Source organism: Pseudonocardia benzenivorans CB1190 (assembly GCF_000196675.2).
In the GTDB taxonomy this organism is placed as follows: domain Bacteria; phylum Actinomycetota; class Actinomycetes; order Mycobacteriales; family Pseudonocardiaceae; genus Pseudonocardia; species Pseudonocardia benzenivorans.
In genome coordinates, this window is record NC_015312.1 from 1,129,869 (window position 1) to 1,154,906 (window position 25,038).

Genomic DNA, 25,038 nt, shown 5'->3' on the forward strand with positions numbered 1-25,038 from the left:
GTACTCCCGGTCAGGGCTTCTCGTGGCGGCCGCCGCCGGTGGCGACGGGGCTGCTCCGGACGAGCCCGTCCGTGCCCACGGCCAGAGTGGCGGTGGCGTACGGCAGGGGATCGTGGCTCGTCGTGACGAGGGCCGTCCCGGCGTCGGCGAGGGCCCGCAGCGCTGCGCCGACGCGCTCGAGGTCGTCGGCGCCCAGCCCGTGGTCGACGTCGTCGGCCGCGACCAGGTCCGGCTCGCCGAGCGCGGCGAGGGCGACGGCCAGCAGTACCGCCTCGACGCGGGGCAGGTCGGCCACGTGGGTGGAGCGGTCGAGCGCGAGGCCGACCAGTGCGGCGGCGTCGTCGAGGGAGCGCGGGGCGGGCCCGAGCAGCAGCCGTTCCCGTTCGTGGGCGCCGACGGTCAGCTCCGGCTCGAGCGCGACCGCGCCGCCGGTCGGGGCGAGCGCGGCACGGCGGCGCAGCCCGGGGCCGTCGGTCCGGCCGGCGACGGCGAGCTCGCCGGAGGACACCCGGGCCCGCCCGCACAGCGCGAGCAGCAGCATCGTGCGACCACTGCCGGCGGGGCCGTGCACGCTCAGCAGCCCGCCGCGCGGCAGGGACACGTCGATCCCCTCGAACACCCGCCCGTGCCGCGTCGCGAGCGTCACCCCGCGGGCGACGAGCACCGGCTGCCCCACCTCCGACATGCGCGAATCCTCCCGTGCGGGCCCCCGGCCCGCAGGGTGTCGCGCGCGTGTCGGCGCAGGCTCAGTCGTCCAGGTGCACGGCCGGGACGCCGAACGGCGGGGTGCCGACGCCGGAGACCCGGTAGCGGCCCCAGGCGTCGACGTCCCCGACCCGGGCCGACGACCGGCCGAGGGGCGTCGTGAGCACCGCGTCGGCGGTGCGCGAGCCGAGCGCGTCGGCGAGGTCGTCGCCGGTCAGCCGGCCGAACCAGTGCATCCGGCCGTCGAGGGGCTCGTGGCGCGCGTCGAGCAGCGCCTGCACGGCGAGTTCCCGGCCGCGGACGGTCAGGGTCGCGGGTCCGCGGTAGCCGTCGTGATCGTGGTCGGTCATCGGTTCGCCTCTCCGGCAGCGGGCGGATCGGGGACGGCGCGCAACGACCCTGCGCCGGGGCGGGTGCCCGGACCGGTGCGGTCGCCGTCGTCCGCACCGGTTGACTCGCTCCGGCCGGCGGAACCGTTTCCCGGGAAACGATCACCGGTGGCCCCGTCGAGGGTGCCGGAGATGCCGCCCCAGATCAGGCTCGTCAGGTAGCCGGTGACGGCGGTGCGACTCATCGTCCGGCGCTCCAGCCACCAGTCGCCCGCGCTCTGCACCATGCCGACGAGCCCGTGCGCCCACACCTCGGCGCCGCCGGAGTCGCGACCGGCGGCGCGCAGCCGTTCGCCGATGAGCGATGCGAGCATCCGGGCGATCTGCTCACGGGCGTCGTCGACGAGCTCGGTGCCCGCCTCGCGCTCGACGGGGTTGTGCACGACGAACCGCCACAGCTGCGGCTCCTCCTCGATCCCGGCGAGGAACGCGTCGACGACGGCGGCCACCTGCTCGCGGGGCTCCAGCTCGGCCGACAGCGCCGGGACCATCCGCTGCATGAGCATCCCCACGGCGTGCTCGCCGACGGCGCGCTGCAGGTCGGCGCGGTCGGCGAAGTAGCGGTAGAGCACCGGCTTGGTGATGCCCGCGCGGGCCGCGATCTCGGCGACGGACACCCCGGCCCCGTGCGTGCGGACGGCCTCGACCGCGGCGGTGACCATCTCGTTCCGCCGCCGGGTGCGACGCTCGTCCCGGCTCACCGGGGGTGCGTCCCGGCCGGTGTGCGGGGACGCGGCAGGGGGTGGCTCCGGGTTGACAGGAGGCTCGCGCTGCGGCACGTTACCAGTGGTAACAGTTACCGGCGGTAACGGCAAGGGAGAGGAGCGGCATGTCACGGAGCGGGTTGTTCCGCGAACGGTCCCGGCCGACGGCGGCGAGCCGCGTGCTGGTCACCGGTGCCGCGGGCGGGTTCGGTGCGCCCACCGCCGCCCGGCTGCGCGACCTCGGCGCGCACGTCATCGGCCTGGACCGCGAGGGTGGCGACGGCGTGTTGGCCTGCGACGTCACCGACGACGCGGCCGTCGACCGCGCGGTCGCCGCCGCGGTGGACCGCCTCGGCGGGCTCGACGCCGTCGTCCACTACGCCGGCATCGGCATCCCGAACGACGCGGGCGGGCCTCTCCACCCCGACGCGATGCGCGTCATCGACGTCAACCTGCTCGGCGCGTGGCGGGTCACGGCGGCGGCGCTGCCCGCCCTGCAGGCCTCCCGCGCGCGGCGCGGCGGGGCGAAGGGGCGCATCGTGTTCGTCGCCAGCGAGCTGGCCTACGTCACGCTGCCGTTCGTCTCCGCCTACAGCGTCGCGAAGCGCGGCATGACCGCCTACGCCGACGCCCTGCGCCTCGAGTACGGCACCGAGCTGCACGTCACGACCGTCTACCCGGGCTACGTGCGCACCCCGATCCACGACGCGGGCCGCGAGGTCGGGCTGGCGCTGGAGGGCCAGGTCCGCCGCGAGGAGGTCGACGACATCGTCGGCACCGTCCTGCGCGCCCTGTCCGCCCGGCGCCCGCCGCGCGACACCGCAGGAACCCTCGCCGGCCAGGTCGAGCTGTGGGCGGGCCGGCACGTCCCCGGCCTGGTGACCAGCGGTGTCGTCCGCAGGCTGCGCGCGCAGGCCGAGTCCGGCCACTACGACTCGTCACCGCTGGCCGCGGGCCTGGTGCGCAGGCTGACCGGGCGCGAGGTCCCGGCCACCGCGCCCGCCCGCGACGGAGAGAGGAGCACCCGATGACGACCCCCGCCGCGCGCGTCAAGGACCGGGAGGCCACCGCCGACCGGCTGCTGCGCTCGTCGCTGGACCACTCGTACGAGCCCTCGATCGACATCGACTGGGACGCACCCCTGGTCGACGGCGCCTGGGGCCTGCCCGAGCACCGTGTCTCGCTCTACGGGACCGAGCTGTGGGCCGGCCTGACCGAGGAGCAGCGTCGCACGCTGTCGATCCACGAGGTCGCGAGCATCGCCCGCATCGGCCTGTGGTTCGAGATCATCCTGATGCAGATGCTGCTGCGCTACGCCTACGACCGCGACCCGCGCCGCAGCCACATCCAGTACGCGCTCACCGAGATCGCCGACGAGTGCCGGCACTCGATCATGTTCGCGCGCATGACGGAGCGCTACGGTGTTCCCGACTACGCGCCGCGGCGCGTCACCCATGAGCTCGGCCGGTTGTTCAAGACGATCGGCTACGGCCCGGCGATGTTCGCGGGCACGCTGTTCGTCGAGGAGATCCTCGACCAGCTGCAGCGCGAGGCCATGCGCGACGAGACCGTCCAGCCGCTGACCCGGGCCGTGAACACGATCCACGTGACGGAGGAGGCCCGGCACGTCCGGTACGCCCGCGAGGAGCTGATCCGGATCATGCCCCGGGTCAACGCCGCGCAGAAACAGATCGGGAGGTACCTGTCGGCGCGGATCGCGTTCGTCGTCGCCCGCAACCTCGTCCATCCCGACGTCTACGCCTGTGTGGGCATCGACCCCGAGGTCGGGCGGAAGGCCGCGCTGGCGAACCCGCACCACCAGGAGACACTGCGCTGGTCGGCCCGCAAGCTCGTGCCGTTCCTGCGCGCGCAGGGACTCATCGGTGGCCCCTCGGAGGCGTTGTGGCGCAAGGCGCACCTCGTATGACCGCGGATGCGGACACTGTCGGTGCCGCCGACGGGACGCCCCTGCACATCGAGGAGTCCGGCCCGGCCGACGCCGACGTCACCGTCGTCATGGCCCACGGCTGGACGCTCGACTCCCGCACGTGGGAACCCGTGGCGCGCAGGCTCGACGCGCACGCCCGGGTACTGCGCTACGACCATCGCGGGCACGGCCGGTCCGCACCCGTCGACCCCTCGACGATGACGATCGACCAGCTCGCCGACGACATGGCCGCCGTCGTCGCCGACCGTGCGCCCACGGGCCCGCTCGTGCTCGCCGGGCACTCCATGGGCGGCATGACGATCATGGCGCTGGCCGAGCGGCACCCGTCGCTCGTCGCCGACCGCGTCGCGGGGGTGGCCCTGGTGGCCACGGCCAGCGGCGGCCTCACCGAACGCGCCTTCGGGCTGGGACCGCAGGCGCTGGCCCGGGTGACGGCCGCCGAGCAGCGGCTGTACCGCTCGTCGCGCTGGACCCGGCGCGAGCACCTGAGTGCCGTCCCGGCCCTGCTCGCTCCGGGGATCCGGTGGCTGCTGCTGGGGTCGCACCCCGACCGGGCGGCCGTGCGGCTCACCACCCGCGTCCTCGCCGACTGCCGCCCGACGACCGTCTCGGGCTTCCGGCCGACGCTCGACGCCCACGAGCGCGACGCCGCCCTCGCCCGCTTCGCGACCGTCCCGACCACGATCCTGGCCGGGGCACTGGACCGGCTGACGCCGCTGCGGGCGGCCCGTCGGATCCACGAGGGGCTGCCGTCCGCCGAGCTGACGATCTTCCCCGGTGCGGGGCACATGCTGCCCGTCGAGCGGGCCGCGGGGACGGCCGAGCGGATCGCGGGCCTCCTCGACGCCGCGACCCGCCGCGCACACTCGGCCGCCTGAGCCCGCCCGTTCGGCAGTGGGGACGGGCCGAGCGGACCGTCAGTCGTGGATCAGCGGGAAGCCCGCCAGGCCCCGCCAGGCGAGAGCCGACATCAGGCTGATCGCCTCGTCGCGGGGAACGGTCTGCTCGGAGTCGAGCCAGTACTGCGCGGTGACCTGGCTCAGCCCGACGAGCCCGACGGCCAGCAGACGTGCCCGGTCGTCGTCGAGCCCGGCGTCCTCGGTGACCACGGCGGCGACGGCGTCGATGCACTGCGAGAGCGCCCCGTCGACCACCGCGGCGGCCTCGGGCTCGCGCCGCAGGTCGGACTCGAAGACCAGGCGGTAGGCGCCACCCTCGCCGGCGACGAAGTCGAAGTACGCGGTGACCGCGGCGTGCACCCGCTCGCGGTTGTCGGTGGTGGTGTCGATCGCCGCGCGCACGGACCCCACGAGCTCGTCCGCGTACGTCGTCAACAGCGCCCGGTACAGCTCGAGCTTGCCGGGGAAGTGCTGGTACAGAACGGGTTTGCTGACGCCCGCGCGCTCGGCGATGTCGTCCATCGCGGCGGCGTGGTAACCCTGTGCGGCGAAGACGTCGCGCGCCGCGAGGAGCAGCTGCGCGCGCCGGGCACTGCGCGACAACCGCGCGCCGCGCTGGACCGGGGCCTCCGTCATCGACTGCCTCTCGTCGTTCGTGGGGACCCGCAGCCTACCGGTCGGTAGCCCCGATCGGGCGACCTGACCGCGTCACATCCGGGTCAGACCCGGTCGGCCACGGCGCTGCGGAACCCCCGGAGCCGCAAGCTGTTCGTCACCACGAAGACCGAGCTGAACGCCATCGCCGCGCCCGCGATCATGGGGTTGAGCAGGCCGATCGCCGCGATCGGGACGGCGGCGACGTTGTAGGCGAAGGCCCAGAAGAGGTTCCCGCGGATCGTCGCGAGGGTGCGCCGGGACAGCCGCACGGCGTCGACGACGGCGAGCAGGTCGCCGCGGACGAGCGTGAGGTCGCTCGCCTCGATGGCGACGTCGGTGCCGGTGCCCATCGCCAGCCCGAGGTCGGCGGTGGCCAGCGCCGCCGCGTCGTTGATCCCGTCGCCGACCATCGCGACCACCCGGCCCTCGCCCTGCAGCCGCTGCACGACGGCGACCTTGTCCTCGGGCAGGACGTCGGCGATCACGTCCTCGGCGTCGATCCCGACGCGCTCGCCGACCGCGCGGGCCGCGGCCCCGTTGTCCCCGGTGAGCAGCACGGGCCGCAGACCGAGCGCGCGCAGCCTGCGGACGGCCTCGGCGCTCGTCGGCTTGACCGCGTCGGCGACGGTCAGGACCGCGCGCGCCTGCCCGTCCCACGCGACGACGACGGCGGTTCCCCCGGCCCGCTCGGCGGCCTCCCTGGCCTCGACGAGCTCCGGCGGCGACGTGATGTCGTGGTCGGCCAGCAGGGCGGGACGTCCGACGAGCACGGCGTGCGCGACGACCCGCTCCCCGGACAGCTCCGAGACCAACCCGCGCACGCCCAGCCCGGCGACGTTCTCGAACTCCGAGACGCCGGGCAGGTCGCCCGCCGCCCGGGCGGCGTCGGCCACCGCGCGGGCGATCGGGTGCTCGGAACCGTTCTCGACGGCACCGGCCAGCCGCAGCGCCTCGTCACGGTCGACACCGCGGGCCGGGTGGACGGCGGCGAGCTCCATGCGGCCCGTCGTCACGGTCCCGGTCTTGTCGAGCACGACGGTGTCGATACGGCGCGTGGACTCCAGCACCTCGGGGCCCTTGATGAGCACACCGAGCTGGGCGCCGCGGCCGGTGCCGACGAGCAGCGCCGTCGGCGTCGCGAGCCCCAGCGCGCACGGACAGGCGATGATCAGGACGGCGACGGCGGCGGTGAACGCGGCGGCGGCGCCGTCGCCCGCGCCGAGCCAGAACCCGAGCGTCGCGACCGCGACCGCGATGACGACCGGCACGAACACCGCCGACACCCGGTCGGCCAGCCGCTGGACCGCGGCCTTGCCGCTCTGCGCGTCCTCGACGAGCTGTGCGATCCGGGCGAGCCGGGTCTCGGCACCGACGCGGGTGGCCCGCACGACGAGCCGCCCGGACGCGTTGACGCAGCCGCCGACCACGTCGGCGCCGGGCCCGACGTCGACCGGGACGGGCTCGCCGGTGAGCATCGAGACGTCGACGGCCGAGGTGCCCTCCTCGACGGTCCCGTCCGTGGCGATCTTCTCGCCCGGCCGCACGACGAAGCGGTCGCCGACGGCCAGCCGGGCGATCGGGACGCGTTCCTCGCGGCCGCCGCGCAGCACCGCCACGTCCTTGGCGCCCAACTCCAGCAGCGCGCGCAGGGCCGCACCCGCCGCCCGCTTCGACCGGGCCTCGGCGTAGCGCCCGGCGAGCACGAAGACCGTCACGCCGGCGGCGACCTCGAGGTAGATCTGCCCCCCGCCGCTGCCGCGCTCGACCGTGATCGTGAAGGGATGCACCATCCCCGGCGTCCCCGCGGTGCCGAACACGAGCGCGTAGACCGACCAGGCGAGCGCGGCCAGCGTGCCGACGGAGACCAGCGTGTCCATCGTCGCCGCGCCGTGGCGCAGGTTGAGCCAGGCCGCCCGGTGGAACGGCCACGCGCCCCACACGACGACGGGCGCCGCCAGCGTCAGCGCGAGCCACTGCCAGTAGGTGAACTGGAACGCCGGGACCATCGACACGACGACCACCGGCACGGCCAGCACGGCGCTGACGATCAGCCGGTGTCGCAGGTCGGCGGTCGGGTCGGCCTCGCCGGCGCCGGCGGTGCCGTCGGCGGGCGCCTCCGCGGCCGGGGGCGGCGGCAGCGTGGCGGTGTAGCCGGCGGCCTCGACCGTCGCGACGAGCGTCTCGGGCGCGACCCCGTCGGGGTAGGAGACGCGCGCCTTCTCGGTGGCGTAGTTCACCGTGGCGACGACGCCGTCGAGCTTGTTGAGCTTGCGCTCGATGCGGTTGGCGCAGGAGGCGCACGTCATGCCGCCGATGGCCAGCTCGATGCTGGCCGGGGCGGCGGCGGTCCGGGGGTCGGCCTGCGCGGACTCGGGGGTGATCGTGCTCATCAGCGGCTCGCCTCCGGGGTCGGGACCGAGAAGTCCGCGACGTGCGTCGCGCCCCCCTCGACGAACTCGACGAACAGCCGGTACGCGCCCGGCGACGGGACGTCGACGGTGAACGCGGTACCGGGGCCCGCGCGGTCGGTCGGCGCCGGTGCGGTCGAGGTGATCGGCTGGACGCGCAGGTAGGCCAGGTCGCCCTGGCGCAGCACGACGAGATGGCCGAAGGCGCCGAGGTAGGGCTCGAGGTCGAGGACCGGCTTCCCGTCGCGGCTCACCGTCGCGTAGATCTGCGACTGCCTGCCCGGGACGAGGTTGCCGTCGACGCGGACCTGGAAGCCGTCGACCGCGCTGGTACGGCTGTCGGCGAAGACGAACGGCGTGAAGTCGCCCTGCACGAACAGGTCGGTGCCCAGGACGAGCGGCGGGCCACCGGCCGGGGTGAAGTCGGCGTAGGCGCGCCAGACCCCGCCGCCGGGCAGGCGCAACGGTGCGCGCCAGACCCCGTCGGCGCCCAGCGCGGGCTGCAGGTGCTGGAAGCCGGCGGCGTCGCGGCGGATGACGACGACCTGCATCGCGCCGTGATGCGTGTCGGCGTACGCGGTGACGGGCCGGCCGTCGGCGCCGCTGATCGTGAACGCCAGCTCGGCGGGCTCGTTCAGCGCGAAGCTGGTGTCCTGCACCGAGAACGTGTACCCGGCCTGGGTGGCGGACAGACCGAGCGACTCCACCGCGGCGACCGGGTCCTGACCGGTCGGCCCGGGCCCGTCGGCGCAGGACGGTCCCGCGGGCCCGCCGTGGCGGTGCTCGGCCTCGTGGGCCGGGTCGCGGCCCGCGACCTTCGCGCAGGTGGCAGCGACGTCGGTGGCGGCGGGCGCGGGGACGGTGTCGGCGCGCGGGGTCACGGCCGAGCCGACGCCCCAGGCTCCCGCGAACAGCACGGCGAGCGCGGCGACGTACCCGCCGAGCCTGACGCCCGTCCTCATCGGTCCTCCTCCGGCGGCCGTCCGGGCCACCACCACACCGTGCAACCACACCGTGCAACGCGTCCGCCCCCGGGACGACTGCCCGGGGCCCGGGTCTCGTCGCCGTGCGGTCGCCCACCGGAGCCCGACGATACCACCAGGGGGTATCGCGGACGTCGGTCGTGGTGTGCCGCGGGGCGATGAGCGATGCTGGGCGGATGCCCGAACCCGCCGCCGGCTCCGCGTCGGACGGGGCCGTGCGCCCGCCGGTCACCCGTTCCGCCGTCCTCGCGCCCCGGCAGACGCTGCCACCGCTGGACCTCGCGCGGCGGCCCTGGCCCGGCCGCGAGATCACCGCGGGCGGGGTGACGTTGCACGTGCGGGAGACGCCGGGAGCGGCCGGGGCCCGCGCCGTCTACGTCCACGGGCTGTCGGGGTCGGCGACGAACTGGACCGACCTCGCCGGCCTGCTCGCGCCGCGGGCCCACGGCGTCGCGGTCGACCTGCCCGGCTTCGGCCTGTCGCGCCCGCTCGAGCCGCGCCGCTGGACCCCGGCGGCCAACGCGGATGCGCTCGCGGCGTTCCTGCACGGCGCCGGTGACGGGCCGGTCCACCTGCTGGGCAACTCGCTGGGCGGCGCCGTGGCGCTGCTGCTCGCGGCCCGCCACCCCGACCTCGTCCGGACGCTGACGCTCATCTCGCCCGCCGTGCCGGACCTGCGGCCGGACCCGCGGCGGATGTCCGACCCGCGGATCGTCCTGGCGCTCGTCCCCGGCCTGGGCAGACGGGCCCGGCGGGCGCTCGCCCAGGTCGGCCCCCGGGAACGGGCCGAGCAGGTCGTCGCGCTCTGCTTCGGGGACCCGTCGGTGGCTCCCGAGCACCGGCTGGTCGAGGCCACCGAGGAGATCGTCGCGCGTGGCCGACTGGAGTGGGCGGGGGAGGCGTTCACGGGTGCGACGTTCGGCATGATCGCGGGCTGGTTCCGCCCGGGCGCGGCGTCGCTGTGGTCGGCACTGCGCGCGGTCACCGCGCCGACGCTGGTCGTGTGGGGCGATCGTGACCGGCTGGTCGCGCCCCGGCACGCCGCGCGCACCGTCAGGTCGCTGCGCGACGGACGGCTGCTCATGCTTCCCGGGGTGGGCCACGTCGCCCAGATCGAGGCACCCGAGGCCGTGGCCTGCGCCGTCGCGGGGATGTGGGACGCGGTGGAGGCCGGGCACCGGTCACGGGATGGGAAGATGGACGCAGTCACGCGCGTTGACAACGTCGAGTCGTGACACCGGGCGTCACGCCGCCGTGACACCGAACGCGCGAACCGCACGCGATACCGAGGAGTGCAAGCATGCCGCTACCGCCGCTCGTGGAGCCGGCCGCCGAGCTGACCAAGGAAGAGGTGGAGCGCTACAGCCGCCATCTCATCATCCCGGATGTCGGGATGGCCGGGCAGAAGCGGCTGAAGAACGCGAAGGTGCTGGTCATCGGCGCCGGCGGGCTCGGCTCGCCCGCACTGCTGTACCTGGCCGCCGCGGGTGTCGGGACGCTGGGGATCGTCGAGTTCGACGAGGTCGACGCGTCGAACCTGCAGCGCCAGATCATCCACGGCCAGTCCGACGTGGGCCGCTCCAAGGCCGAGTCCGCCCGGGACTCGATCCGCGAGGTCAACCCGCTGGTCGAGGTGCGGCTGCACCAGACGCGGCTCGAGGCGAGCAACGTCCTCGACATCTTCCGCGACTACGACCTGATCCTCGACGGCACCGACAACTTCGCGACGCGCTACCTCGTCAACGACGCGGCCGTGCTCCTCGGCAAGCCCTACGTCTGGGGTTCGATCTTCCGTTTCGAGGGCCAGGCCTCGGTGTTCTGGGAGGACGCTCCCGACGGCAAGGGCCTGAACTACCGCGACCTCTACCCGGTGCCCCCGCCCCCCGGGATGGTCCCCTCGTGCGCCGAGGGCGGCGTGCTGGGCGTGCTGTGCGCGTCGATCGGCTCGATCATGGTCAACGAGGCCATCAAGCTGATCACCGGCATCGGTGAGCCCCTGCTCGGCCGGCTCGTCGCGTACGACGCGCTCGAGACCACCTGGCGGACCATCAAGATCCGCAAGGACCCGAACACGCCGAAGATCACCGAGCTGATCGACTACGACTCGTTCTGCGGTGTCGTCACCGACGAGGCGGCGTCGGCGGCGGCCGGTCACACCATCACCGTGACCGAGCTCAAGGAGATGATCGACGCGGGCAAGGACTTCGCGCTGATCGACGTCCGCGAGCAGAACGAGTGGGACATCGTCCGGATCCCGGGCGCGACGCTGATCCCCAAGGACCGCATCCTCTCGGGCGAGGCGCTCGCCGAGATTCCGCAGGACAAGCCGATCGTCCTGCACTGCAAGTCGGGCGTGCGCTCGGCCGAGGCGCTCTCGGCCCTGCACAAGGCCGGCTTCGCCGACGCCGTGCACGTCGGCGGCGGGGTGCTGGCCTGGATCAAGCAGATCGACCCCTCGCAGCCCGTCTACTGATCTCCCGCCGGTCCACATCGGATCGGGCACGCCGCGCCGCCGGTACCGCATCGGGTACCGGCGGCGCGGTCGTTCGTGCGCACGCTGCCGAATCGGGCGAACTCGCAGGTACACAGCGTCACGGCGGCCTGGTTCGTCACTCCTGTCGGAGCATCGACATCTGTCCCGTTCGGCCGGTACCGTTCGGCCACGAAGATCAAGACGGTGCTGTGCCGTCGATCTGTGCGACCGGGTGACACGTCCTCCGTCGCAGCCTGGGGGGTGTCGGTTGTGGACGGACTGCAGCGTTGTGGGCTGTCCGGTTGCGGAATACTGATCACGAGCGCCAATCCCGGGCGGCCCGATCGGCTCTACTGCTCGCCGACGCACCGCGCGGCCGCGCGGCAGGCCCGGCGCGAAGCGAGCCGGCAGAGCCGGGCCGCAGCGGCGCAGCCCGCGCCGCCTCCTCCCGGGCGGACGGTCGACTCGGAGATCTGGGCGGTGCTCGCCGCCGCGGGGTTGGTGCCGCCGACGGGCGCCGCGGGGTTGGTGCCGCCGACCGCCGGTGCCGGGTTGGTCGCGCCGACCGCCGACGCCGCGTTGGTTCCGCCGACCGGCGCCGCTGAGCCGACCTCGACCCCGGCGCCGGCGCCGGACGGTGCGGCCGGAGTGCCGCCCGCCCCCGTCCGGGTCGCGCCGGTTCCGGCGAGCCGCGACGCCTGCGATGTCGTTGTCGCGTCGCCGGACGACCCCGACGCCTTGCCCCTCGACCAACGGGCCCGGCCCGTGCCCGCACCTCCTGTGCTCCGGACTGCCGCGGTCGTCGACCCTGCGCCTGGGGGTGTTGCGCCTGGGGGTGTGGCGCCTGCAGGTTCTGCGCCTGGAGGTGTGGCGCCCGGGGGCGTGGCGCCGGGTAATGCCGCGGCAGCTGTGTCTCTGCCTGGGGGCGCTGTCGCCGGCCGCCCGGCGGCGGGCGTCGCGGCGCCTGGCGATGCTCCGTCCAGCGGCGCCGCGCCTGGCAGTGCAGCGCCTCGCAGTGCCGCGCCCGGCGAGCCTGCGCCGGTCGCAGGTATCGCGTCGACGGACGGGGTTGCGGCCGCCGGACCCTCTGCCGTCGGGATCGCGGCCGCCGCACTCGTCGCGTTGGGGCTGGCCAGGATCGACCCGCCGCCCGACGCGCCCGCCCCTGGTTCGGACCCGGGCGGCGAGCTGTGGCGGCGCGAGAGGTCGGGCAGCGGGGTGCTCGACGGTCGGGCGGACGCGCCCGGGGCCGGGGCCGATGCGCCCGCGGACCCGTCCGTGCTCGGAGGAACAGCCACGTGCCCGGGGCGTGCGGCGCAGGACGACGACGCCGTTCTCCCCGGTACACCGTCCGAGGAATCGACTCCCGACAGGTCCGGTGGGGACGGGGGAGCGCCGGCCGAGTTGCCGGCTCCGGGACCGTCGCGTTCCGAGCGGTCCGACGGCGGACTGTCCGCCGTCGAAGCGTCTGGCGTCGAAGCGTCCGGCGACGAACCCGCGGACCGCGGACCAGTCGGGTCCTCGGCGCCGGAATCGCCGTCGTCCGGACCGCCTGCACCGGCGTCGACGGCGCCCGGGAGGGCGGGGACGGTAGCCGAGGCGCCGCGTTCCCAGGCCACTCGACGGGGCGTCGTGCTGCCCCGCCCGCGGCCGGAGGGACCGGTCACCGGCCGGCCGCGCGCCCCTCGGCCGGCGCGGACCCCATCGGCGCCGACCGGCCGCCGCCGTCGGGTGCTCGTCGCCCTCGGCGCGGTGGGCCTCCTGGTCGCGGGCTACGGACTGACCGCGTCGAGCCCCGACATCGGCGCGACCAGCCCGTCGGTACTGGCCGTCCCGCAGCTGTCGGGCGAGCGGGAGTGGGCCGACCGGGCGCAGGTCGTGCTGGCGTCGGTCGACTCGCAGCTCGACGTGATCGCGAAGGCCGAGTCCGAGTGGTACGCCGTCCCCGCCTCGCTGCGCGCGACCCGCGCCGACGCGCTCGACCGGTTGCTCCGCCGCAAGGCCTACCTGGAGACACAGCGAACGCTGCTGCAGACCCAGCTCGCCACGTACAAGTCCTTGACCAGCGCCAACGACGATCTGCGACGCACCGAGCAGCAGCTGGCCTACATCCGGCGCGAGCTCGACATCGCGACCGACCCCGCGCGGCGCACCCCGGCGCAGGCGGCGCTGGTCGCCGCGCTGGAGGAGAACCGGCGGACGCTGGAGCGTCGGCGCGACGCCAAGCGCGCGGAGGTGCAGGGCCTGTCCGGCGACGTGGCAGGGGCCGCGACGGTCCCGCTCGTCGACGACCCCGCGCTCACCGACCGTGCAGCCGCCGAGGTGCGTCGCGTCGTAGAGGACCCGACGGCCCCGCCGCCGCACCGCACGGGCGGTGCCGACCAGCGGCCGGACGCCGTCAGCGGCCGCGGCCAGCACCGCGACGGCTCGCCCGTGCCGGAGATCGGCACCGGCGCGCCACCGGACCCCGGCCGGGCGTCGGACGACGTCTCGGCGCTCGCCTCGTCGCGCGGGCCCGTCGAACGCGTCGTCGAGCCGGTGGCCCACGCCGAGTCGGTGCCCGCGCCGGGCCGGGCGTCGTCGGACGACCCGCCCCCGAACCGTGCGCCGTCGTTCCGTGCCGCGTCCGCCGACCAGCCGCAGGCCCCGCCGGCCGAGGTCCGGGCCGCGGAGCCGCCGCCCGCCGACGCCCCGCAGGCCGCCGCCACGCCCCCGCAGGCCGCCGAGACGGCACCGCAGGCGGCCGAGCCCGCCCCGCGCGCCGCCGAGCCGGCACCGGCGCCCCGGACGGCCGGGGCGTCCGGGTCCGCGGCACCGTCCGGGAACGCCGGGTTCGTCGACACCATGGCGCCGAGCTGGTCGTGGATGTCACCGGGAACGGCGCAGGCCGCGAATGCCACGGCCAAGCGGGCGATCGAGCAGGGGGAGCAGGCGCCGCCCGAGACGTCGGGGTCCGCCGACGGCTCCGGGGACGACGAACAGCCGGTCGGCTGACGCCGATCGGGTCCCGGCACGCCCGCGTGGCGGCACCACCCCGGGCACCGTCGCAGGTAGCGTGCGTGCTGTGACCGCAGCTCACGCAGCCGCCGCTGATCCGGCGCGACCCGGAGCCGGCGAAGCCCTGCCCCAGCACGTCCGTACGGCGTTCGGTGTGGCCGACGCCCCGCCACGCCCGGTCGCGTGGGCGGGCCAGCGTGCCTGGCAGTGCGGCGACGCGCTGATCCGGCCGGTGTCGGACAACGCCGTCGCCGCCTGGTCGGCAGGGGTGCTGGAGAACCTCGAGGTCGAGGGGGTGCGGCTGGCACGGCCGCTGCGGTCGTCGGACGGGCGTTGGGTCGTGGCCGGGTGGGCGGCGTGCCGGTTCCTGCCGGGCAGCGCCGAACCGCGTTACGACGACGTCGTCGCCGCCGCGATGCGCCTGCACGCGGCGACGGCGACCGTGCTGCGCCCGCGGCTGCTCGACGACCGCGACGACGTGCTGTCCCGCTCGGTGTCGGCGGCCTTCGGCGAGCGCAGGCTGACCCTCGACGGCGCCACGGGCGGTGACCTGTTCACCGAGCTGGGCGCGCATCGGCGACCGATCAAGCTGACGCCGCAGGTCGTGCACGGCGAGCTGTTCGGCGCGGTCCTGTTCGACGCCGACGGCAGCCCGGCCGTCCTCGATCTCGTCCCGTTCTGGCGGCCCGCGGAGTGGGCGGCGGCGGTCATCGTCGTCGACGCGCTGGCCTGGGGCGGCGCCGATGCGGGCATCCTCGAACGCTGGGCGCACCTGGCGGAGTGGCCGCAGGCGTTGCTGCGCGCCCTGCTGTACCGGCTGGCGCTGCACGCCCAGCACCCGGAGGGCAGCGTCGAGTCGCTCGCCGGCCTGGAGCGGGCCGCCGGCCTGATCAGCGCCCGGCTCTGAGCCCCTCACACCTACCGTCCGGCCATGTGAGGACCCCGTTGCGTCGATGACACGCACGGCCACGGCGAGGTAATCCGCGCTTCCTAGCGTCGCCACCGATTCGATCGGCGAGCGGCGGGAGGCCACACGTGACCCTCACGGATGTCACGGACGAGCAGCGGACGGGCCGGGCACGACTCGGCGGACGGTGGATCGAGGACTGGGAGCCGGAGGACGCGGGCTTCTGGGAGCGGACCGGCCGCGCGGTGGCGAACCGCAACCTGTGGGCGTCGATCTTCGTCGAGCACGTCGGGTTCTCGGTGTGGACCCTGTGGTCGGTGTTCGTGCTGTTCATGGGCCCGGAGTACGGCGTCGACGCGGCCGGCAAGTTCTTCCTCGGCGCGACCGCGACGCTGGTCGGTGCGGTCCTGCGGGTGCCGTACACGTTCGCGGTGGCCCGGTTCGGCGGCCGCAACTGGACGATCGTGTCGGGCCTGCTGCTCCTGGTCCCCACGGTCGCGGCGGCGTTCGTCCTGCAGCCCGGCACGCCGTACGCGGTGTTCGTGCTGATGGCGGCGCTGGCCGGGTTCGGCGGCGGGAACTTCGCGTCGTCGATGACGAACATCAACACGTTCTTCCCGGAGGGCCGCAAGGGCACCGCGCTGGGCCTCAACGCCGGGGGCGGCAACCTGGGCGTCGCCGTCATCCAGCTGGTCGCGCTGCTGGTGATCGCGACCGCGGGCGCCGGGCACCCGAAGCTGCTGCTGGCCGTCTACATCCCGCTGATCGTGATCTGCGCGGTGTGCGCGGCGCTGTTCATGGACAACATCTCCAGCGTCCGCAACGACACCGGCGCGTTCCGGCTCGCCGTCGCCGACCGGGACACCACGATCATGTCGTTCCTCTACATCGGCACCTTCGGCTCGTTCATCGGCTACAGCTTCGCGTTCGGGCTGGTCCTGCAGACGCAGTTCGGCCGCACCCCGCTCCAGGCGGCGGCGCTGACGTTCATCGGCCCGCTGCTGGGCTCGTTCATCCGTCCGCTGGGCGGCTGGCTGGCCGACCGCTTCGGCGGCGCCCGCGTCACGACGGTGAACTTCGTGGCGATGGCCGCCGCGACGGTCGTGTGCATCGTGGCGTCGGGCATGAAGTCGCTGCCGCTGTTCGTCGCCGGGTTCATCGCGCTCTTCGTGTTCTCCGGCGTCGGCAACGGCTCGACGTACAAGATGATCCCCGCGATCTTCCGGCGGAAGGCGTTGGCGCGCATCGCCTCCGGTGCCTCGTCGCGCGAGGAGGCCCTGCTGGCGGCGCGGCGCGTCTCGGGTGCGGCGATCGGTCTCATCTCGGCGGTCGGCGCGCTCGGCGGGCTGCTGATCAACCTGGCGTTCCGCCAGTCGTTCGCCGCGGCCAAGTCGGGCGTCCCGGCGTTCTGGGTGTTCTTCGCCTTCTACCTGGTGTGCACCGTCGTGACGGTCGCGGTCTACCTGCGCTCGCCGGCGCGCGCTGCCGTCGGTGCGCCGGTGCCGGTGTGAGGTCGTCGGTGTCACCTGCTGGAAACGTCGTCGAACCACGTCCGGTACGTGGCCGTCCGACGATGGCCCGCATGCCCGCCGACACGCACTGCCCGTACTGCGCGCTGCAGTGCGGGATGACGGTCGGCGGCGCGGGCACGGTCGCGCCGCGGGAGTTCCCCACCAACCGGGGCGGGCTGTGCCAGAAGGGCTGGACCGCCGGGTCGCTGCTGTCGCACCCCGACCGGCTGACCACGCCGCTCGTCGACGGTGTGCCCGCGTCGTGGGACTCCGCGATCGGGCACGTGGCGGACCGGATCCGGGACCTGCAGGCGGCGTACGGACCGGACTCCGTCGCGGTCTTCGGCGGCGGCGGGCTGACCAACGAGAAGGCGTACCTGCTGGGGCGCTTCGCCCGCGTCGCGCTGGGGACCTCGCAGATCGACTACAACGGCCGGTTCTGCATGTCCTCGGCCGCCGCGGCCGGTAACCGGGCGTTCGGGATCGACCGCGGGCTGCCGTTCCCGGTGACCGACCTCGACGACGCGGAGGTCGTCGTACTGGCGGGCGCGAACGTCGCCGAGACGATGCCGCCGCTGATGGGGCACCTGACCGGGGCCCGGCTGGTCGTCGTCGACCCCCGGCGGACGCCGACGGCCGAGCGCGCGGTCGCGGCGGGCGGGTTGCACCTGCAGCCGGTGCCGGGCACCGACCTGGTGCTCGCGCTGGGCCTGCTGCACGCCGCGGTCACCGAGGGGCTGGTCGACCGCGCCTTCGTCGAGCAGCGGACCAGCGGGTTCGACGACGCCTGGCGGCTCGCCGCACAGTGGTGGCCCGAACGGGCCGAGCGGGCGTGTGGGGTCGCGGCCACGGACATGCGGACGGTCGTGTCGTGGCTGGCCGGCTCCGCGCGCCGCTACGTGCTCACCGCGCGCGGGGCCGAGCAGCACGCGCACGGCGTCGACACGGTGACGGCGTGGATCAACCTCTCGCTCGCACTGGGACTGCCCGGCACCCCGGGATCGGGCTTCGGCACGATCACCGGGCAGGGGAACGGACAGGGTGGCCGTGAGCACGGGCAGAAGGCCGACCAGCTGCCCGGCTACCGGCGCATCGACGATCCCGCCGCCCGCGCCCACGTCGCGGCGGTGTGGGGTGTCGATGCGGACTCGCTGCCCGGGCCCGGGCGCAGTGCCGTCGAGCTGATCGACGCGATCGGCACCCCCGGCGGGCCGCGTGCGCTGCTGGTGTTCGGGTCGAACCTGCGGGTGTCCGCGCCGGACGCCGCGCGCGTCGCCGCCAAGCTCGACGCGCTGGACCTCCTCGTCGTCGCGGACTTCCTGCCCGGCGAGACCGCCCGGCGGGCCGACGTCGTGCTCCCCGTCGCCCAGTGGGCCGAGGAGGAGGGCACGCTCACCAACCTCGAGGGACGGGTGCTGCGTCGCCGGCGGGCGCTCGACCCGCCGCCCGGCGTCCGCACCGACCTCGACGTCATCACCGGACTGGCCGCCGCACTGGGGTTCGGTGGCTTCCCCACGACGCCGCGCGCGGTCTTCGACGAGCTGCGCGCGGCGTCGGCGGGCGGCCCCGCCGACTACTCGGGCATCACCTGGGACCGGCTGGACGCGGGCGAGGCCCTGCACTGGCCGTGCCCGGAGCCCGGCCACCCCGGCACCCCGCGGCTGTTCCTCGACCGCTTCGCCCATCCCGACGGTCGGGCGCGGCTCGTGCCCGTCGACCACGTGCCGGCCGCGGAGCTGCCCGACGACCCGTATCCGTTGCGCGCCACCACCGGCCGGGTGCTGGTGCACTACCAGTCCGGGGCGCAGACGCGGCGGGTCGAGGAGCTCGCCGCGGTGGTGCCCGACGTGTTCGTCGAGGTCCACCCGGACACCGCCGCCCGCGCCGGGCTCGTCGACGGTGCCTGGGCACGGGTCGAGTCACGCCGCGGGCGCGTGCTCGCCCGCGTCCGGTGCGTCCTGTCGGTCCGGCCGGACACGGTGTTCCTGCCCTTCCACTTCGGCGACGGCCAGGCCGCGAACCTGCTCACCAACCCCGTGCTCGACCCGGTCAGCCGGATGCCGGAGTTCAAGGTCGCCGCGGTCCGGCTGCTCCCCGTGAGCGGCGAGGCGGTGTCGGCATGAGGCGGATCGTGGTGGTGGGCAACGGGATGGTCGGCGCCCGGTTCGCCGACGAGGTGCGCCGCCGCGGGGGCGCCCGGCTGACCGTCGTCGGCGCGGAGTCGCATCCCGCCTACAACCGGGTGCTGCTCTCGACGGTCCTCGCCGGCGGGGTCGCCCCGTCGGCGATCGCGTTGCAGCCCACCGGCTGGGCCGCCGACCACGGCATCGACGTGCGCTCGGGCGTCGCGGCCACGTCGATCGACCCGGTGGCACGCACGGTGACCTGCTCCGACGGCGCGCTACTGCGCTACGACGACCTCGTGCTCGCCACCGGCAGCCGGGCCTGGCTGCCGCCGGTGCCGGGCCTGCCGGGACCGGGCGTCGTACCGTTCCGCGACCTCGACGACTGCCTCGCCATCCTCGACATGGCCCGTCCCGGTGCGCGGCTGGCCGTCCTCGGCGGCGGGCTGCTCGGTCTGGAGGCCGCCCGCGGGCTCGCCGCGCGGGGCGTCGAGGTCACCGTCGTCCACCCGGCGGGGCACCTGATGGAACGTCAGCTCGACGCGGGCGCCGGCGCGGTGCTGGCCGACGTCGTCGACCGGCTCGGGGTCCGGCTGCTGGTCGGCGTCGGTGCAGTCTCCTGGGCGCCGGGTGTGGGTCTGACCTGCGACGACGGCTCGCTGCTCGCCGTGGACGGGCTGGTCGTCGCCGCCGGTGTGCGGGCGGAGACCGGGCTGGCCGCCGACGCGGGCGCACGGGTCGACCGCGGCATCGTCGTCGACGACCGGCTCGCCGCCTCGCTGCCGGACGTCCACGCCATCGGCGACTGCGCCCAGCACGACGGAGCCCCACCCGGGCTGGTCCAGCCGGGCTGGGAGCAGGCGGCGGTGCTGGCCGACCTGCTCACCGGCGCCGACCCGGCCGCGCGCTACCGCGGCACCCGGGCCGTCACCCGGCTCAAGGCCCGCGGGGTGGACCTGACCGCCGTCGGCGACGTCCACGCCGAGGACGACGACGCCACGGAGCTGTTGCGGCTCACCGACTCCCGGCGCGGCCGGTACGCGAAGCTGGCGCTGCGCGACGACCGCGTCGTCGGCGGGATCATGATCGGCTTCCCGGACGCCGCGGCGTCGGTGATCCAGCTGCACGACACCGGGTCGCCCGCACCGTCGGACCGGCTCGCGCTGCTGCTCGGGCGGGCCCTGCCGGGCGAGGCGACGCCCACGGCCGACCCCGGGCGGCTGCCCGCGGCTGCGGTGGTGTGCCGGTGCAACACCGTCACCAAGGGGGCGCTCGTCACCGCCTGGCGCTCCGGGGCCACCGACCTCGGCGCCCTGCGCACCGCCACCCGCGCCGGCACCGGTTGCGGCAGCTGCGCCGCGACCGTCGAGGGCATCTGCGGGTGGCTGGCCGCGACGGACGCGCCCGCCGATCCGGCGCCGCCCCAGCTGCAGGAACGGCACTTTCCCGCAGCCCAGTTGCAGGAAAGTGCCGTTCCTGCAGGACGGGACGGCCCCACCACGCAGGACGACGAGCCCGCGCACGACTACGACAGGGAGGGGGCGGCATGACCCGGGAGCTGGTCGTCGTCGGGCACGGGATGGTCGGGCACCGGCTGGTCTCCGCGTTGCGCGACCGCGACACCGCAGGAACCTGGCACGTCACGGTGCTGGGCGAGGAGGACCGGCCGGCCTACGACCGGGTCGCCCTTTCGTCCTATGTGGATGGACGCACCGAGGACGATCTCGCGCTGGACGACCACGACGACCCGCGCGTCGACGTCCGGCGCGGCACCCCCGTCGTCGCGATCGACCGCGAGGCCAGGCAGGTGCGCACCGGTTCCGGTGAGCTGATCGGCTACGACGCGCTGGTCCTGGCGACGGGTTCGGTGCCGTTCGTGCCCCCCGTCCCGGGCCGCGACCTGCCCGGCTGCTTCGTCTACCGCACCCTCGACGACCTCGACGCGATCACGGCCGCGGCCGAGGCGGCCATGGAGCGCCCGGGGCCCGGCAGGCGGTCGGCGGTCGTCGTCGGCGGTGGGTTGCTGGGGCTGGAGGCGGCGCGGGCGATGCGCCTGCTCGGGTTGTCGCCGCAGGTCGTCGAGATCGCGCCGCGGCTGATGCCGGTACAGGTCGACGAGGGCGGCGGGGCGCTGTTGCGCACGCTCGTCGAGCGCCAGGACATCGCGGTGCGCTGCGGGGTCTCGGTGGCGGGAATCGTCGCCGACCGGGGGCGGCTGGTCGCCCAGCTGTCGGACGGCATCGAGCTGGACGCCGACCTCGTCGTGTTCTCCGCAGGCATCCGCGCCGCGGACGGGCTGGCCCGCGCGGCCGGGCTGGGCGTCGGGGAGCGGGGCGGGGTGCTGGTCGACGACCGCTGCCGCACGGCCGACGAGCACGTCTGGGCCGTCGGCGAGTGCGCGGCGCTGGAGGGCCGCACCTACGGCCTCGTCGCGCCCGGCTACGCGATGGCCGAGGTCGTCGCCGACCGGCTGCTCGGCGGCGACGCCCGGATGAGCAGCGCCGAGCTCGACATGTCGACGCAGCTCAAGCTGCTGGGCGTGGACGTCGCCAGCTTCGGCGACGCACACGCGACGACCGAGGGCGCGCTGCCCGTCGTGATCAACGACCCGGTCGCGGGCACGTACGCCAAGCTGGTCGTCTCCGACGACGCGTCGACGCTGCTGGGCGGGGTCCTGGTGGGTGACGCGAGTCGGTACGCCGCGCTGCGCCCGCTCGTCGGGTCGGCGCTGCCCGCCGACCCGGTCGCGTTGATCGCGCCGGACGGGGTCGAGCTGGGGGCCGACGCGCTGCCCGACAGCGCCCAGGTGTGTTCGTGCAACGCGGTCACGAAAGGTGCGCTCCGCGAGGCGATCGCCGAAGGGGCACACGACGTTCCCGCGCTGAAGGCCTGCACGCGGGCCGGGACGAGCTGCGGCTCGTGCGTCCCGTTGCTCAAGACGATCCTGGTGCAGGAGGGCGTCGAGGTCTCCACGGCGCTGTGCGAGCACTTCGCGTTCTCCCGCGCGGAGCTGTTCGAGATCGTCGCGGGCGCGGGCATCGCGACGTTCAGCGAGCTCATCGAGACCCACGGCACCGGGCGTGGCTGCGACGTGTGCAAGCCGGTCGTCGCCTCGATCCTCGCCTCGCTCGGCGGCATCAAGGGGACCGGGGGTCACATCCTGGCGGGCGAGCAGGCGTCATTGCAGGACACGAACGACCGGTTCCTCGCGAACATGCAGCGCGACGGGACCTACAGTGTCGTGCCGCGCGTGCCCGGCGGGGAGATCACGCCGGACGGCCTGATCGCGATCGGCGAGGTCGCCCGCGACTTCGGGCTGTACACCAAGATCACCGGCGGCCAGCGGATCGACCTGTTCGGCGCCCGCGTCGAGCAGCTCCCGGCGATCTGGCGACGGCTGGTCGACGCCGGGTTCGAGTCCGGGCACGCCTACGGCAAGGCGCTGCGCACGGTGAAGTCGTGCGTCGGCAGCACGTGGTGCCGCTACGGGCAGCAGGACTCGGTGGGGCTGGCCGTCGCGCTGGAGCTGCGCTACCGCGGGCTGCGCAGCCCGCACAAGATCAAGTCCGGGGTGTCGGGGTGCGCACGCGAGTGCGCGGAGGCCCGGTCGAAGGACTTCGGCATCATCGCGACCGAGACCGGGTGGAACCTCTACGTCGGCGGCAACGGCGGCTTCACGCCCCGGCATGCCGACCTGCTGGTGTCCGATGTGGACACCGACACGCTGGTCCGGCTCGTCGACAGGTTCCTGATGTTCTACGTCCGTACCGCGGACCGGCTGCAGCGCACCGCATCCTGGATCGAGGCGATGGACGGGGGACTCGACCACCTGCGCGCGGTGATCGTCGACGACTCCCTCGGCATCTGTGCCGACCTGGAGGCGGCGATGGCGGCACACGTCGCGTCGTACGCCGACGAGTGGGCCGGGGTGCTCGCCGACGAGGACAAGCTGGCGCGCTTCGTGTCCTTCGTCAACGCGCCGGACACGCCGGACCCGACGATCTCGTTCGTGACCGAGCGCGGCCAGCCCGTGCCGGCGCCCCGCACGCCCGTGTTGATCGGAATCCCGGAGGTGGGGTCGTGACCGCAGCCGTACTCACGGTGTGGACGGCCGTGTGCCGTGTGGACCAGCTGGAGCCCGAGCGCGGGGTGGCCGCGCTGCTCGGCGGGCGACAGGTCGCGCTGTTCCGCACCCACGACGGGACGGTGCACGCCATCGGCAACATCGACCCGTTCTCCGGCGCCGCGGTGCTCTCACGCGGCATCGTCGGTGACCGCGGCGGGGTCCCGACGGTGGCCTCGCCCGTCTACAAGCAGGTGTTCTCCCTGGTCGACGGCAGATGCCTGGACGACGACACGGTCCGGGTGGACGTCTACGACGTCCGTCTCCGCCACGGCACCGTGGAGGTCGCGGTCGAGGACACGGTCGACCGCCCGGGCACGGCTCCGTGGGCCGGGCGATGATCGTGGCGGTCGCCGGACAGGGACGCGAGGCCGCGCCGGTGCCGCCGCTGGCGGGCTTCACCGTCGGGGTCACCGCGGCCCGCCGGGCCGACGAGCTCGCGACGATGCTGGAGCGCCGCGGCGCCGTCGTGCAGCACGGGCCGGCGCTGCGGATCGTCCCGCTCGCCGACGACGCGCAGCTGCTCGAGAGCACCCGCGCCCTCATCGCGCGGCCGCCCGACGTCACCGTCGCCACGACGGGGATCGGGTTCCGCGGCTGGATCGAGGCTGCCGAGGGCTGGGGCCTGGGCGACGACCTGATCACGGTGCTGGGCAAGGGAACCGTGCTCGCCCGGGGGCCCAAGGCGCGCGGGGCGATCCGGGCGTCGGGGCTGGTCGACGCGTGGTCGCCGGAGTCGGAGTCCTCCGCCGAGGTGCTCGACCACCTGCTCGCGTCCGGTGTGGACGGACAGCGGATCGCCGTACAGCTGCACGGGGAACCGTTGCCGGACATGGTCGAGGCGCTCGCGATGGCAGGCGCCGAGGTCGTCCAGGTGCCCGTGTACCGGTGGCTGCCGCCCGCCGACGTCGGCCCGCTCGACCGGCTGACCGACGCCGTTCTCACCGGCGGCGTCGACGTCCTGACGTTCACCAGCGCGCCCGCCGCGGCCAGCCTGCTCGCCAGGGCCGGCAAGCGCGGCCTGCGCGACGCGCTGCTCGCCGCGCTGCGCGGGCCGGTCCTCGCGATGTGCGTCGGTCCGGTGACGGCCGCGCCGCTGCAGGACGTCGACGTCCCGACCGCCCAGCCGCACCGCTCCCGGCTCGGCGCGATGGTCCGCGAGCTGGAGGTCGTCGCGCCCGCGCGGGCACGCTGGCTGCCCGTCGCCGGGCACGTCCTGGAGCTGCGTGGGCACGCCGTGCTCGTCGACGGTGCCCTGCGTCCCGTGCCGCCGACCGGGATGGCGCTGCTGCGGGTCCTGGCCCGCCGTCCGGGGCGGGTCGTCGCGCGCGCGGAGCTGCTGCGCGCCCTGCCCGGCGGCGGCGACGACGAGCACGCCGTCGAGACCGCCGTCGCCCGGCTGCGGTCTGCGGTGGGGGAGCCGAAACTGGTGCAGACCGTCGTCAAACGGGGGTACCGGCTCGCACTCGACCCCGCCGCCGGTCCCGTCCCGCTCGGTGGCCACTGCGGCGCCGGAGGCCTGCGGTGACCCCCCTTCTCCTCGTGGCGCACGGCAGCCGGTCCGGGGACGTGGCCGGCTCCCTCGCGTCCGCGGTGGCCGCGCGCTCCGGGCTCGACGTGCGCCTCGCCTATGCCGACGTCCGCGGTCCGACCGTCGCCGAGACCGTCGCCGACCTGCCGCACGCCGTCGTCGTGCCCGCGTTCCTCGCGGCTGGTCACCACGTCCGCCGCGACCTGCCCGCGCAGCTCGCCGCCGCCGGCGCCGGCGCGTTCCCGGTGACGCGCGCGATCGGCCCGGACCCGCTGCTGGCGTCGGCGGCGCTCGACCGGCTGCGGGAGGCGGGATGGCGCCACGGCGACGCCGTCGTGCTGGCCGCCGCGGGATCGGCCGACGCGGTCGCGCTCGGCCAGGTGCGGCAGGCCGCCCGTCAGCTGCAGGTCGCGATCGGACGCCGGGTCCGCGTCGGGTTCGCCGCCTCCGCGGCGCCGCGTGTCGACGCCCTGGTCGCGGGGCTACGGGCGGCGGGGGAGGAACGGGTCGCCGTCGCGACCTGGCTGCTGGCGCCGGGCGTGTTCGCCGACCGCGTCGCCGCCTGCGGTGCCGACGTCGTCAGCGTTCCCCTGGGCACGCATCCCGGCGTCGTCGACGCGATCCTGGCGCGCTACGAGAGGGCCCTCGCCCAGCCGGCCGCGTAGGAGCCTGCTCACGAG

20 protein-coding genes are annotated in these 25,038 nt (G+C 75.2%); 14 read left to right on the forward strand and 6 right to left on the reverse strand.

Annotation, left to right across the window (positions count from 1 at the left end):
- Positions 1 to 10 precede the first annotated feature (10 nt).
- The 3 genes from PSED_RS05485 to PSED_RS05495 form a co-directional block, all read right to left on the reverse strand.
- Entirely contained in the window at positions 11 to 685 is a 675-nt protein-coding gene (locus PSED_RS05485) for an ATP-binding cassette domain-containing protein (protein WP_013673264.1), read from the reverse strand.
- Positions 686 to 746: 61 nt separating this feature from the next.
- Positions 747 to 1,055, reverse strand: coding sequence for a DUF4873 domain-containing protein (locus PSED_RS05490; protein ID WP_013673265.1), 309 nt, complete (start codon positions 1,053 to 1,055; stop codon positions 747 to 749).
- Positions 1,052 to 1,795 carry a TetR family transcriptional regulator gene (locus tag PSED_RS05495; protein WP_233899308.1) on the reverse strand — a complete coding sequence of 248 codons (744 nt, stop codon included), beginning with the start codon at positions 1,793 to 1,795 and terminating at the stop codon, positions 1,052 to 1,054. The genes PSED_RS05490 and PSED_RS05495 overlap by 4 nt, the downstream gene beginning before the upstream one ends.
- Positions 1,796 to 1,923: 128 nt before the next feature.
- On the opposite strand from PSED_RS05495, the gene PSED_RS05500 reads away from it, so the two are divergent.
- From PSED_RS05500 to PSED_RS05510, 3 genes are read left to right on the forward strand one after another with little or no spacing between them, the layout of a single operon-like run.
- Positions 1,924 to 2,829 carry an SDR family NAD(P)-dependent oxidoreductase gene (locus PSED_RS05500; protein ID WP_013673267.1) on the forward strand — a complete coding sequence of 302 codons (906 nt, stop codon included), beginning with the start codon at positions 1,924 to 1,926 and terminating at the stop codon, positions 2,827 to 2,829.
- Positions 2,826 to 3,725, forward strand: coding sequence for an AurF N-oxygenase family protein (locus PSED_RS05505; protein ID WP_013673268.1), 900 nt, complete (start codon positions 2,826 to 2,828; stop codon positions 3,723 to 3,725). The genes PSED_RS05500 and PSED_RS05505 overlap by 4 nt, the downstream gene beginning before the upstream one ends.
- Positions 3,722 to 4,624, forward strand: coding sequence for an alpha/beta fold hydrolase (locus tag PSED_RS05510; protein ID WP_013673269.1), 903 nt, complete (start codon positions 3,722 to 3,724; stop codon positions 4,622 to 4,624). The genes PSED_RS05505 and PSED_RS05510 overlap by 4 nt, the downstream gene beginning before the upstream one ends.
- A gap of 39 nt (positions 4,625 to 4,663) precedes the next feature.
- Here PSED_RS05510 and PSED_RS05515 read toward each other — a convergent pair whose 3' ends face one another.
- The 3 genes from PSED_RS05515 to PSED_RS05525 all read right to left on the reverse strand — a co-directional run bounded on the left by PSED_RS05515 (position 4,664) and on the right by PSED_RS05525 (position 8,672).
- Complete coding sequence (locus PSED_RS05515) at positions 4,664 to 5,281, reverse strand: TetR/AcrR family transcriptional regulator (RefSeq protein WP_013673270.1); 618 nt, start codon at positions 5,279 to 5,281, stop codon at positions 4,664 to 4,666.
- A gap of 83 nt (positions 5,282 to 5,364) precedes the next feature.
- Positions 5,365 to 7,692 (reverse strand): heavy metal translocating P-type ATPase, encoded by a 2,328-nt coding sequence (locus PSED_RS05520; RefSeq protein WP_013673271.1) that lies wholly within the window; start codon positions 7,690 to 7,692, stop codon positions 5,365 to 5,367.
- Positions 7,692 to 8,672, reverse strand: a complete 981-nt coding sequence (locus PSED_RS05525) for a DUF8832 domain-containing protein (RefSeq protein ID WP_013673272.1) — start codon at positions 8,670 to 8,672, stop codon at positions 7,692 to 7,694. Before PSED_RS05525 ends, PSED_RS05520 begins: the two co-directional genes overlap by 1 nt.
- 197 nt (positions 8,673 to 8,869) lie before the next feature.
- Here PSED_RS05525 and PSED_RS05530 point away from each other — a divergent pair, with 197 nt between their 5' ends.
- The 11 genes from PSED_RS05530 to PSED_RS05580 all read left to right on the forward strand — a co-directional run bounded on the left by PSED_RS05530 (position 8,870) and on the right by PSED_RS05580 (position 25,023).
- Positions 8,870 to 9,928: an alpha/beta fold hydrolase gene (locus tag PSED_RS05530; RefSeq protein ID WP_049803314.1), complete on the forward strand. Its 1,059-nt coding sequence runs from the start codon at positions 8,870 to 8,872 to the stop codon at positions 9,926 to 9,928.
- A gap of 65 nt (positions 9,929 to 9,993) precedes the next feature.
- Entirely contained in the window at positions 9,994 to 11,166 is a 1,173-nt protein-coding gene (gene moeZ, locus PSED_RS05535; RefSeq protein ID WP_013673274.1) for an adenylyltransferase/sulfurtransferase MoeZ, read from the forward strand.
- Positions 11,167 to 12,897: 1,731 nt separating this feature from the next.
- Positions 12,898 to 14,160, forward strand: coding sequence for a hypothetical protein (locus PSED_RS05540; protein ID WP_013673276.1), 1,263 nt, complete (start codon positions 12,898 to 12,900; stop codon positions 14,158 to 14,160).
- Between the two features lie 70 nt (positions 14,161 to 14,230).
- Complete coding sequence (locus PSED_RS05545) at positions 14,231 to 15,070, forward strand: TIGR02569 family protein (RefSeq protein WP_233899310.1); 840 nt, start codon at positions 14,231 to 14,233, stop codon at positions 15,068 to 15,070.
- A 128-nt stretch (positions 15,071 to 15,198) separates the two neighbouring features.
- Complete coding sequence (locus tag PSED_RS05550) at positions 15,199 to 16,581, forward strand: nitrate/nitrite transporter (RefSeq protein WP_013673278.1); 1,383 nt, start codon at positions 15,199 to 15,201, stop codon at positions 16,579 to 16,581.
- 71 nt (positions 16,582 to 16,652) lie between these two features.
- Complete coding sequence (locus tag PSED_RS05555; protein ID WP_041759300.1) at positions 16,653 to 18,704, forward strand: molybdopterin oxidoreductase family protein; 2,052 nt, start codon at positions 16,653 to 16,655, stop codon at positions 18,702 to 18,704.
- The gene (locus PSED_RS05560) at positions 18,701 to 20,254 is read left to right on the forward strand and encodes an FAD-dependent oxidoreductase (protein ID WP_013673280.1); all 1,554 of its coding nucleotides are present in this window, start codon (positions 18,701 to 18,703) and stop codon (positions 20,252 to 20,254) included. The genes PSED_RS05555 and PSED_RS05560 overlap by 4 nt, the downstream gene beginning before the upstream one ends.
- Complete coding sequence (gene nirB, locus PSED_RS05565; protein ID WP_013673281.1) at positions 20,251 to 22,788, forward strand: nitrite reductase large subunit NirB; 2,538 nt, start codon at positions 20,251 to 20,253, stop codon at positions 22,786 to 22,788. The genes PSED_RS05560 and nirB overlap by 4 nt, the downstream gene beginning before the upstream one ends.
- Complete coding sequence (gene nirD, locus PSED_RS05570; RefSeq protein ID WP_013673282.1) at positions 22,785 to 23,168, forward strand: nitrite reductase small subunit NirD; 384 nt, start codon at positions 22,785 to 22,787, stop codon at positions 23,166 to 23,168. The genes nirB and nirD overlap by 4 nt, the downstream gene beginning before the upstream one ends.
- Complete coding sequence (locus PSED_RS05575; protein ID WP_013673283.1) at positions 23,165 to 24,355, forward strand: uroporphyrinogen-III synthase; 1,191 nt, start codon at positions 23,165 to 23,167, stop codon at positions 24,353 to 24,355. The genes nirD and PSED_RS05575 overlap by 4 nt, the downstream gene beginning before the upstream one ends.
- Positions 24,352 to 25,023, forward strand: a complete 672-nt coding sequence (locus tag PSED_RS05580; protein WP_013673284.1) for a sirohydrochlorin chelatase — start codon at positions 24,352 to 24,354, stop codon at positions 25,021 to 25,023. The genes PSED_RS05575 and PSED_RS05580 overlap by 4 nt, the downstream gene beginning before the upstream one ends.
- The last annotated feature ends 15 nt before the right edge of the window (positions 25,024 to 25,038 follow it).

Coding starts and splice junctions, on each gene's coding strand:
- PSED_RS05485 (WP_013673264.1), bottom strand. CDS start 685: ATGTCGGAGGTGGGGCAGCCGGTGCTCGTCGCCCGCGGGGTGACGCTC.
- PSED_RS05490 (WP_013673265.1), bottom strand. CDS start 1,055: ATGACCGACCACGATCACGACGGCTACCGCGGACCCGCGACCCTGACC.
- PSED_RS05500 (WP_013673267.1), top strand. CDS start 1,924: ATGTCACGGAGCGGGTTGTTCCGCGAACGGTCCCGGCCGACGGCGGCG.
- PSED_RS05505 (WP_013673268.1), top strand. CDS start 2,826: ATGACGACCCCCGCCGCGCGCGTCAAGGACCGGGAGGCCACCGCCGAC.
- PSED_RS05510 (WP_013673269.1), top strand. CDS start 3,722: ATGACCGCGGATGCGGACACTGTCGGTGCCGCCGACGGGACGCCCCTG.
- PSED_RS05515 (WP_013673270.1), bottom strand. CDS start 5,281: ATGACGGAGGCCCCGGTCCAGCGCGGCGCGCGGTTGTCGCGCAGTGCC.
- PSED_RS05520 (WP_013673271.1), bottom strand. CDS start 7,692: ATGAGCACGATCACCCCCGAGTCCGCGCAGGCCGACCCCCGGACCGCC.
- PSED_RS05525 (WP_013673272.1), bottom strand. CDS start 8,672: ATGAGGACGGGCGTCAGGCTCGGCGGGTACGTCGCCGCGCTCGCCGTG.
- PSED_RS05530 (WP_049803314.1), top strand. CDS start 8,870: ATGCCCGAACCCGCCGCCGGCTCCGCGTCGGACGGGGCCGTGCGCCCG.
- moeZ (WP_013673274.1), top strand. CDS start 9,994: ATGCCGCTACCGCCGCTCGTGGAGCCGGCCGCCGAGCTGACCAAGGAA.
- PSED_RS05555 (WP_041759300.1), top strand. CDS start 16,653: ATGCCCGCCGACACGCACTGCCCGTACTGCGCGCTGCAGTGCGGGATG.
- PSED_RS05560 (WP_013673280.1), top strand. CDS start 18,701: ATGAGGCGGATCGTGGTGGTGGGCAACGGGATGGTCGGCGCCCGGTTC.
- nirB (WP_013673281.1), top strand. CDS start 20,251: ATGACCCGGGAGCTGGTCGTCGTCGGGCACGGGATGGTCGGGCACCGG.
- PSED_RS05575 (WP_013673283.1), top strand. CDS start 23,165: ATGATCGTGGCGGTCGCCGGACAGGGACGCGAGGCCGCGCCGGTGCCG.